At 65.0% G+C, this 9537-nt stretch carries 9 protein-coding genes; 2 read left to right on the plus strand and 7 right to left on the minus strand.

Annotated elements, in window-relative coordinates; translation table 11 throughout:
* Positions 1-228 precede the first annotated feature (228 nt).
* On the minus strand, positions 229-687 hold the full coding sequence (locus EOA24_RS16635) for an Lrp/AsnC family transcriptional regulator (RefSeq protein ID WP_126083271.1): 459 nt from the start codon (positions 685-687) through the stop codon (positions 229-231).
* Between the two features lie 173 nt (positions 688-860).
* Between EOA24_RS16635 and EOA24_RS16640 the strand changes: the two genes are divergently transcribed.
* Together EOA24_RS16640 and EOA24_RS16645 are read left to right on the plus strand one after the other, a co-directional pair.
* Complete coding sequence (locus EOA24_RS16640) at positions 861-1604, plus strand: AzlC family ABC transporter permease (protein WP_126083272.1); 744 nt, start codon at positions 861-863, stop codon at positions 1602-1604.
* Positions 1601-1900: an AzlD family protein gene (locus tag EOA24_RS16645; protein WP_127409913.1), complete on the plus strand. Its 300-nt coding sequence runs from the start codon at positions 1601-1603 to the stop codon at positions 1898-1900. Before EOA24_RS16640 ends, EOA24_RS16645 begins: the two co-directional genes overlap by 4 nt.
* A 6-nt stretch (positions 1901-1906) precedes the next feature.
* Here EOA24_RS16645 and EOA24_RS16650 read toward each other — a convergent pair whose 3' ends face one another.
* The 6 genes from EOA24_RS16650 to EOA24_RS16680 form a co-directional block, all read right to left on the minus strand.
* On the minus strand, positions 1907-2386 hold the full coding sequence (locus tag EOA24_RS16650) for a hypothetical protein (RefSeq protein WP_126083274.1): 480 nt from the start codon (positions 2384-2386) through the stop codon (positions 1907-1909).
* 183 nt (positions 2387-2569) lie between these two features.
* Positions 2570-2929 carry a hypothetical protein gene (locus EOA24_RS41610; protein ID WP_189343169.1) on the minus strand — a complete coding sequence of 120 codons (360 nt, stop codon included), beginning with the start codon at positions 2927-2929 and terminating at the stop codon, positions 2570-2572.
* A 93-nt stretch (positions 2930-3022) separates the two neighbouring features.
* A complete protein-coding gene (locus EOA24_RS16665; RefSeq protein WP_126083276.1) occupies positions 3023-5134 on the minus strand; it encodes an EAL domain-containing protein in 2112 nt (703 codons plus the stop codon).
* Positions 5135-5291: 157 nt separating this feature from the next.
* Complete coding sequence (locus EOA24_RS16670) at positions 5292-6488, minus strand: diaminopropionate ammonia-lyase (protein ID WP_126083277.1); 1197 nt, start codon at positions 6486-6488, stop codon at positions 5292-5294.
* Positions 6489-6711: 223 nt separating this feature from the next.
* A complete protein-coding gene (locus EOA24_RS16675) occupies positions 6712-7416 on the minus strand; it encodes an SDR family NAD(P)-dependent oxidoreductase (RefSeq protein ID WP_126083278.1) in 705 nt (234 codons plus the stop codon).
* Between the two features lie 264 nt (positions 7417-7680).
* Positions 7681-9054: an adenylate/guanylate cyclase domain-containing protein gene (locus EOA24_RS16680; RefSeq protein WP_126083279.1), complete on the minus strand. Its 1374-nt coding sequence runs from the start codon at positions 9052-9054 to the stop codon at positions 7681-7683.
* Between the last annotated feature and the right edge of the window lie 483 nt (positions 9055-9537).

Genomic DNA, 9537 nt, shown 5'->3' on the forward strand with positions numbered 1-9537 from the left:
CGTCAATCCAAGTCGAAGGTACCCCCGTTGCTCTCCCGATCAGATGAGCCTCGACTCTGTCTAACTTTCTCCGGACAGCCCTGCCCATGTGGGAGAAGGTGTCGCCGAAGGCGACGGATGAGGGGTGCTCCAGGGAAAACCAACGTCTCACTCCGCTGGAACACCCCTCATCCGTCTCGGCGCTGCGCGCCGATCCACCTTCTCCCACAAGGGGAGAAGGAAGAGGCGCTACAGCGGCATCTCCGAGGTCTGCTTGATGATCTGGCTGGGCACGTCCGTCTTGACGTTCTGGACGCCCTTGATGCGGCTCAGATGCTCCGACTGGAAGCGGCGGTAGTCGTCGATGCCGGCCGCCACGATGCGCACCAGGGCGTCGCAGTCGCCCATCATCAGATAGCACTCCATCACTTCGGGGAATTTCGCCACCTCGGCGGCGAAATGCTCGATCGTGTCCTCGTCCTGCTGCTTCAGCCAGATGCGGGTGAAGAAGGTCTGGCCGCGGCCGATCTTGGCCGGGTTGAGCACCGCGACATAGCGGTCGATGACGCCCGCCTCCTCGAGCAGTTTCACGCGCCGCAGGCAGGGCGACGGCGAGAGACCGACTTGCCTGGCAAGGTCGTTGTTTGCCATGCGCCCGTCGCGCTGCAGGGCGCGCAGGATGCGCCTGTCGATCTCATCGAGCTTCATGGTTCTAGATTCCAATTCTATAGGTGAATGCGCTATCCAATGCCGAATTTTGGCAGAAATGGCGCATTTTCGCAATCCGATTGCCGCGCGTTTCGGCTATGGTCCGGGACCTACAACAACCCCACAACCGAACGGGAGAACGGGTGGCCGCAAGGCCAGCCGAAAGCAAAGCCATGAGCGTTTCCGAGATCGCCCTCGCCGAGGGCAAGGCCGCCAACAGGCGCGGCGCCGAGTTCCGGCGCGGGCTCGCTGCCGCGACGCCGGTGCTGCTCGGCGTCGTTCCCTATGCGCTGGTGCTCGGCGCGCAGGCCGCGCAGAGGGGCCTCAGCGTGCTCGAGGTGCCGCTGATGACCGGGCTCAACTTCGCCGGCGGCTCCGAATTCGCCGCGATCCAGCTCTGGACCTCGCCACCGCATGTCCTGCTGATCGCCGCCATCACGCTTTTGGTCAACAGCCGGCATTTCCTGATGGGTGCAGCGCTTGCGCCTTTCATCAGGCACCTGCCGAAGCGCCAGGTTTTTCCGGCGCTGTTCCTGATGTGCGACGAGAGCTGGGCGGTGGGCCTTGCAGATGCGCAGCGCCGTGCCACGGCCGGCACGCGGCCGGCCTTCAGCCTGCCTTTCTATCTCGGCGCCGGCTTGTCCGTCTACCTCGCCTGGGTGGCGTTCACGACTTGCGGCGCGGCGCTCGGGCCTGTGCTTGGCGACGTCGAGACATATGGTTTTGCGATGGCCTTCCCGGCCGTCTTCCTGGTGCTGCTGCGGGGCATGTGGAAAGGCTTTGCCGCGGCGCGGCCCTGGCTGGTCAGCCTCGTGGTGGCGGCGCTCACCTATCTCGTTGTGCCCGGCGCCTGGTATGTGGCGGCCGGCGCGCTGTCCGGCCTGGTGGCCGCGTGGTTCCTGGCAGGTGAGACATGATCGACCCGATGACCGTGCTTGCCATCCTGGCGATGGCCGGCGTGACGTATCTCACCCGTATCGGCGGCTATGTTGTGCTCAAGAACCGCGCGCTCAGCCCGCGCGCCACGGCGGTGATGGAAGCCGCGCCCGGCTGCGTGCTGATCTCGGTGATCGCGCCGGATTTCGTCTCGAGGAATCCGGCCGACCTCGCGGCTTTAGCCATCACCTTGCTTGCCGCGACGAGGCTGTCGATGCTGCCGACAGTTGTGATCGGGGTGGCTTCGGCGGGCGTGTTGCGGTGGCTGATCGGATAACCGGCCTCAGAGGCTGTAGAGCCCGAGCTCGTCCGGCTGGTCGCCCTCCCCGCTTGCGTGCCGCTTCAACGCGGCATCCAGCCTGTCGTTGTCGCCGCCTTGCGGGCGGACGATCGCGTTGACCAGCGCATCCAGCGAAACGCCAAGCTGGTCCAGGCCAAGCTGCCTTTCGATCTTGGCAACCGCCGACGGAGATTGCCGTTTCAACGCCTCGACGGCGCTCTTGATCGCCGAACCGTAGGAAGACACGGACTCGTAGTCGGTCTGGTCGACGCCGAACTCCTTGCCCGCCTGCTGCATCAGCCGGACCTTGGTTGCCGTGATGTTGAGGCCGTCGAGGCTGAACTTGGATGCCGAGACCGCGGGCTGCATGACCGGCGAAGCCGCCGGGCCGGCGACGCTGTCGATGCTCGCGGCGGGTCTCGCTGGTGGCGGCAGGCGCTGCGGCTGCAGGATCACAAGCGCGGTGCTGAGCGTCGAAGACATTGCCGGGTCTCGCACGCGCCCGTCCGTCATGGACCGGACGCCGGACAGTCAAGCCAAGACCTCATGTCCCGAGCGAAGCGTTTCACAGGGAATAACCCGGTTGTCCTAAGAGTTCGATAGAACGATGGTTCACCTTTTAACGATGAGCCGCGCTATCGCCTTGGTTTGGCTCAATGCCGAAGCTCAGTCGTCGCCGCCACCACCACCATCGCCGCCGCCACCGCCGCCGCCGGTGTCGCCGCCCCCGTCATGGCTGCCACCGTCGCCGCCTTCGTTGTCGCCATCGTGATCCTCGCCCTGGTGATCGCCGTCCTGGTCGCCTTCATGCGAGCCGGAGGCGGCCCTGTCGCCGCCATGCCCGGCGTCGTCATTCTCTGCGGCCTCGTGGTCGTCGCCAACGCTGGATGTGTTGACCTCGTCATCGTCGGCTGTCGACGCCGCCGTCAACCCGCCGCCATTATCCGAGCCAGCATGGGATGACTGGGCGGCGAAGATGCCGAGCAGGCCGATTGCGGTTGCCGCAAGCAAGGGAAGGGTTTTCATGCAGGCGCTCCGATCCGGTTATCGGAGCATCTTTGCCGCGCCGGATTACAGCGCCCTTAAGTGAGTAATTGTAATTTTAGCAACTGCTTATTTTCAGCCCAACCTGGCATGCGGCCGTTCCGGTGACATCGAGCCGCCGGCGGCTCTTGCCACGATCGCCGCCAGCGGTTCGGGCCGGTGCAGGAAATAGCCCTGGCCATAGGCGACGCCCATGCCCATGAGGATCTCCAGCGCGTTTTTCTCCTCGACCTTTTCGGCCACCACGGCGGCGCCCATCGAGCGCGCGATGCCGGTGATCGCCGAGACGATCTCGCGATCGAAACGGCTGTCGGCGATGTGCTCGACGAAGGAACCATCGATCTTGATGGCGTCGATGGGGAAGCGCCTGAGATATTCGAACGAGCTCATGCCGGCGCCGAAATCGTCAAGGCTGACGCGACAATGGCGGAGCCTCGCCTTGCGCACGAACTCGGCCGCCGCGTCGAAATTGGTGACGGCAGCGGTCTCCGTGATCTCGAAGCCGATGGCCGACGGCGGCGCGCCGCTCTCGGCGATGGCCTCGTCGACGAAATCCCATAGATGCGGATCGGAAAGCGTCTGCGCCGACAGGTTGAAGTCGAGCGCGATGGCGCCCGCGCGCATCGCCTCGCCGTGGCGCGTCAGCGCGGTGCGGATGATCCAGCGGTCGAGCCGCGCGGCAAGGCCGAAACGTTCGGCGACCGGCATGAAATCGCCGGGCGGGATCATCGTGCCGGTGCGGGCCTCGAGCCTGGCCAGGACCTCGACATGGCGGCTGTCCTCCCACGGCAGGCCGAGCCGATGGATCTCCTGGCCGAACAGCTTCAACCGGCCATCCTCCATCGCGTCGACAAGGTCGGCCGCCAGCCGCGCGGCGTTGAGCCCGCCGGCGCCGGACGTCGTGTCGGGCGAGAACACGGCGAAACGGTCGCGGCCACCGGCCTTGGCGGCGTAGCAGGCATCGTCGGCGCAGGCGAGTGCATCGGCCACGCTCATGTTGCGGTCGCGCACGAAGGCGATGCCGATGCTGGCGGCAAGCCTGCGCGAGGTGACCGCCGAGCCGAGATCGGCATCGCGCACCGCGGCGAGCACGCCGCGGGCGATGCGCTCGGCGCAAGCGTCATTGCAGTTCGGCACCATCAGCGCGAATTCATCGCCGCCGAGGCGCGCCGCACGCGCCGACGCGGGCAGGCTGGCGAGGATGCCCGCCGCGACGCTCTTCAGCGCCAGGTCGCCGGCGGCATGACCGGCATAGTCGTTGAGCGCCTTGAAGTAGTCGAGGTCGACGTAAAACACCGCCAGCGGCAGGCGCTCGACCATGGCGATGTTCTCGGCGAGCAGCCGGTCGAAGGCGGAACGGTTGAGCAGACCGGTCAGGGCGTCGTGGCGCGCGGCGAAGGCAAGTCCCTCGGCGCGCATCTTCTCCTCGGTGATGTCGCGCACGGTGCCCAAGATCTGCCCGGCCGAGCCGACATCGGCGACGAAGCGCACCAGCGTTTCGAGATGACGGACCTCGCCGTCACGCCGGATGATGCGGTATTGCGAGGCCACGACATCGTTGGAGCCCGGCACGATCTGACGGGCGCGCTCGGTGGCTTCCTTATCGTCCGGATGAAGATAGGTGTGCCAGAGCTCGGCCGACACCTCGTCCTTGTCGGCAGCGAGGCCGAATATCTCACGGGTGCGCGCGTCCCAGAAGGTTTTCCTTGTGCCGATATCGTGATGCCAGATGCCGGTACCGCTGGCTGCAAGCGCGAGGCGGAAGCGGACGTTGACCTGCTCGAGCGCCGCCTCGGCTTCCTTCTGGCGGGTGATGTCGGTCTGCACGCCCATCAGCCGAAGCGGCTTGCCGTCGGCGTCGCGCTCGACAATGCCGCCACGGTCGAGAACCCAGACCCAGTGGCCGTTCTTGTGGCGCAGGCGCAGCTCGGTCTCAATGGAATCGACGAGACCCGCAATGTGCCGGTCGCCGCTTTCCTGCGCGCGCTGGCGGTCGTCGGGATGGGTAAGCTTCAGCCAGAGATCGGGCGTGTTGGCGAGCTCGCCCGGCTCATAGCCCAGCATCTTCGACCAAGTCGGTGAATAGTAGCAATCGCCGGCCGACAGATTCCAGTCCCAAAGGCCCAGATGAGCGCGGTCAAGCGCCTGCGCCCAGAACTTGCCGTTGCGTTTATTGTCGTCCGCCATACTTTGGTTCGTGCCACCCGGTCTCTGCAGTCTTGCATGAAAGCAGAGAAGAAAGAGTTACCGGGGGTGGAACTGCTTGATCTCCCCCTTGTAGGGGTTGAGGAGCGGTCCGCGCAGCGTATTGGCTTTCCGAGCCACGAAAGCCGGCAGACTGCTCTCAGGCAGTCTGCAGGAACACCTCTTCGGGCGCCATCCCGACCAGCTCGGCAAAGCGGCCATGGTCGGTCGCGCCCTCCGAGTTGATGACGAGCACGCGCGAACGCCTGTCGAGGCCAAGCGCGGCGCGCATGCGCCTGTCGCCCGCGGCGCGGACCAGCCCGGCGAGGCCTGCCCCGCCGCTCTCGCCGGAGATAATGGCCGGGTCGTTGCCGAGCGGCCGCGCCAGCCGCTTCATCACCGCGACCGCATCGTCTTCGTCCACCGTCATGAAGGCATCGCCGACGCGCGCCAGCACGCGCCAGGCGACCAGGGACGGCTCGGCGCATTCGAGCATCGTCATCACGGTCGGCTCCTGATTTGCGATCGTTGCCGGACGTCCGGCCTCAGCCGAAGCGTAGACGCAAGCCGAGCGCTCCGGCTCCACCACCACGGCCTTCGGCCGCCTGGAGCCGAGCAGGACCGCCATATGGCCGGCGATCGCGGCCGCGAAGCCGCCGACGCCGGCCTGCAGGAAGACATGCGTTGGCGGCTCGGGCAGACGCCGCAGCGTCTCGCGCACGATCACCGTATAGCCCTGCATGACCAGGCCGGGGACGCGCTCATAGCCGAGCCAGGAAGTGTTGGAGACGATCTTCCAGCCGCGCTCGGCGCCGACGCGCGCGACCTCGCGCACCGCATGGTCATAGCCGCCCTCGACCTCAACGATCTCGGCGCCGAAGCGGGCGATGGCCGCGACCCGCTCGCGGCTTACGCCGGCATGGACGAAGATCACCGACCGCGCGCCGACGAGGCTGGCGCCCTGCGCGACCGAGCGGCCATGGTTGCCGTCGGTGGCGCAGACGAAGATCATGCCGGAGGCGATCTGGCGCACCCGGGCGTCGTTTATCTCGCCGATGTCGACGTCTCGCCCGAGCCACTTGCCGGCCTCCTCCAGCACCAGCCGCATGACGGCATAGGCCCCGCCCAGCGCCTTGAAGGAGCCAAGGCCAAGACGCTGGCCCTCATCCTTGACATGAAGCGCGGCGATGCCGAGCTCGCCGGCCAATGCCGGCAAGGCATGCAGCGGTGTTTCGGCATCGCTTTGGCGCGCCTTGAGGTAACGCTCGGCCCGCTCTCCTCCCGCCCTGCCGAGCGACTCGGCATCGGCGGCAACCAACGGCTGGTTGTGTTCTGGGCGTTGGTTGAGAAGCAGCATGCTAGTCTTCCTGCGAGGCACTGAACTCTGTCCGCGGGCCTGATTCGGGCGCGATTCTGGACGCTTTCATTGGCTAAGTGATTGAAGTTTGTTTCGATTGGATGTCGCCGGATGTTCGTTTCGGAGGGCTCGACACCGCCAACTTGACTATTTTTGGGGGTATTTCGCTTCGGTTGCAGGGTGCGGGCGTGGAGGTGCCGGTGTGGAGCCGAAAGCCGACAATTCACCACGGCAAGCGCTTGCCATCGCGAAAGAAGCCGCCGGTCGGGCCGTCGTCGGGCAAGGTCGCGGCCCAGACGATGCCGGCAGCGCCTTGCGCCACCGGGCGTCCGCCCGGTCCGCCCATGTCGGTCGCGACCCAGCCTGGACAGATCGCATTGACGAGCACGCCCGAGCCGCGCAATTCGGCCGCCACGATGCGGGTCAGCGCGTTGAGCGTCGCCTTGCTGGTAGAATAGGCCGGCGCGCCGGCGCCCATCGAAGCAAGCGAGCCTCCTTCCGACGAAACATTGACCAGCCGGCCATGGCCGGAGGCGCTGAGCAGCGGCGCAAAGGCGGCTGCGACACGCCAGGCGCCGAAGACATTGGTCTCGAAAGCCTCGCGGATCACTGTCCAGTCGGGCTGGAGCGCCTGCGCCGACGGGTCGTAATGGATCGCGGCGTTGTTCACCAAAACGTCGAGCTGGCCGAAGCGGCGCTCGACCTCTGCCGCGGCGCTCACGGCCGCTTCAGGCGCGGCGACATCCAACTCGATGGCCTCGACCTTGCCGCCGAGCTTCCTGGCCGCCGCCTCGCCCTTGGCGAGATCACGCACGCCGATGAGCACTGTGAAGCCGAGTTCCGCGAGCTGGCGGGCCGTTTCCAGGCCGATGCCACGGTTGCCGCCGGTGACCAGGGCCACCTTGCCGGAATTCTTGGTGTTGGTCATTGCTGCTGTTCCTTCAATTTCCTCTTACCGACAGCCAAGATGGCATCGATCACGCCGACCGATTAAAGCGCCGAATTGGCGCTCATTGCGCAATGCAGTTCATGAACGGGCGCGGTCTTTGTTTCTGCGCAATTCCGGACGGAAAACCGCTACGGACTTTTCCTGGAATTGCTCTAGGGCCGAATGGTCCCAACTCGGCTGGAGGACTTTACTGGCCGGACCGACAGCAGATTGGCGGGCGTTTGGGATGACCTGGCGGTACGCTCAATCGAAACCGATCCAGATGTAGCCATCCTCCTCGCGGCACGGAAAGAGGTGCAGCGGAGCCCGGTTCTTTGAAATATCGCCGAGAATCTCCATGCCGGCCGAAGTTCCGTCCTCATTGAGCGCCTCGCACCACCTTACGATTTCGCCTGTATCCAGATCGAATCCGCTGTGATGCCAGCGACACACCAGAGTGCCGTCCTCGCCGAAAATGCTCGCCCGTCCTGCGTGGCCGTTGGCCCGCAAGCCAGTCTCGAAGAATGGCAACTTCAAATGCGGGCAGGCATTGTTAAAGGCATAGACGCGCCCGCCCCTGCGCAAAATCACGGCATAGAGCGCCTGGAACTCGATGACTTTGTGGTCGCCATCCTTCAGTTCGCTCGTGGCAACCGTCCGATGCCAGGTCTTGCCGCCCAGCTGCATAGTCTCCCGCGCGCCTTTTTCGTTCAGCCGGCGCTCGGCTTCAACCTTCAGCTTCTTTATCTCGTACAGCGTAATTCGGTCGGAGGTACCGCGCAAACGCACTCGAATGAAATCGGATATTTCAACCTCACCCTTGACCTGTTCATAGAGCGTCTCGGTAATCAGGAGGCGGGTTCCGGCCTCCTTGTTGGCCGCTTCCACCCGGCTCGCCACATTGACCGCATCGCCGATAGCCGTCAGGCGCTCGTTGCCGGGCGATCCGACCGAGCCAATCACCGCTTCGCCCAGATGCAAGCCCACGCGAATATCGAACTCGATGCCATACATCGAGGCAAAAAAGGGCTTCAGCCGATCGACCGTGGCAAGGGTCTGCAGGGCCGCATTGACGGCGCGCACCGGTGCATCGTCCTGGCCCTGCACGCCGAATATCGCCATAAGCCCGTCGCCGACGAACTTGTCGATGTAGCCGTCGTTGAGCTCGATGACTTCAGCGACCTGAGTGAAATACCGATTGAGCAGGTACATGACGTCGTAGGGCGTCAAAGTTTCGGAGAAATGGGTGAACCCGGCGACGTCGCTGAAGAAAATGACGACCGACTTCAGCTCGCCCGCACTGGTGGACCTGTGCGGGAGCAACTGACTGGTCATTCGCAGGTCGGTCTCGTCGAGTACGAGCCTGCGGAAGGTGATGTCGGAGTCAGGTCTGAGCTGGCATGCCAGGCGTACGTTGTTGCCAAGCCCCAACCGCTCCACGAGGGCGCGCTCCGGCGCGGTGCGCTCCGGGCAGCGGTCCGCGCCGTCGAGGATCCAAATCCGGCAGGTCGAGCACTTGGCCTTGCCGCCGCAAGCGCAGGCGATCGGGACATCTGCCCGGCGAGCGGCTTCAAGGACAGATTCCCCGAGCGCCGATTTGATCGATATGTCGTCGGGCAGTGACAGCAACGTAGGCATCGGAACTGATCTTCCAGTACTAAGTGGCGCCAGACGCTGGTGTTAATAACAGGTCTGTCAGCCGGACACCGTTTTGGCCTCGTTCCGGCGACATTAGCCCAGCAGCGGCTCGGACGCCATCGTCGAGTCCGATAGTCCGCCTGGGTCGGTCGGAAGGCGCGTTTCGCGTCGGGTTTTCACCAGCAGGCAGCCCCCGTTCCACGGGCGGGGAAATGCCGGACACAATCCGGAAACAAGATTCAACAATCCGGAAAAACTAGCGAAAAAACCCGCTGTCATAAACGGCACCGGAGCAGCCGAGCGATTGCGGCGCGCGACAACAGACATCGATCTTAACCAAGGATTGCCGATTATGAAAAAGACCCTTCTTTCCGCACTCGGCCTTGCCGTCGCGCTCGCTTTCGCGGTGCCATCGCTGGGCACCACCGAAGCCAACGCCGCCGCGACGACCACGACCACTGCTCCGGCCGCGACCACCGAAGC

This window comes from Mesorhizobium sp. M2A.F.Ca.ET.039.01.1.1, from assembly GCF_003998035.1.
Lineage (GTDB): Bacteria > Pseudomonadota > Alphaproteobacteria > Rhizobiales > Rhizobiaceae > Mesorhizobium.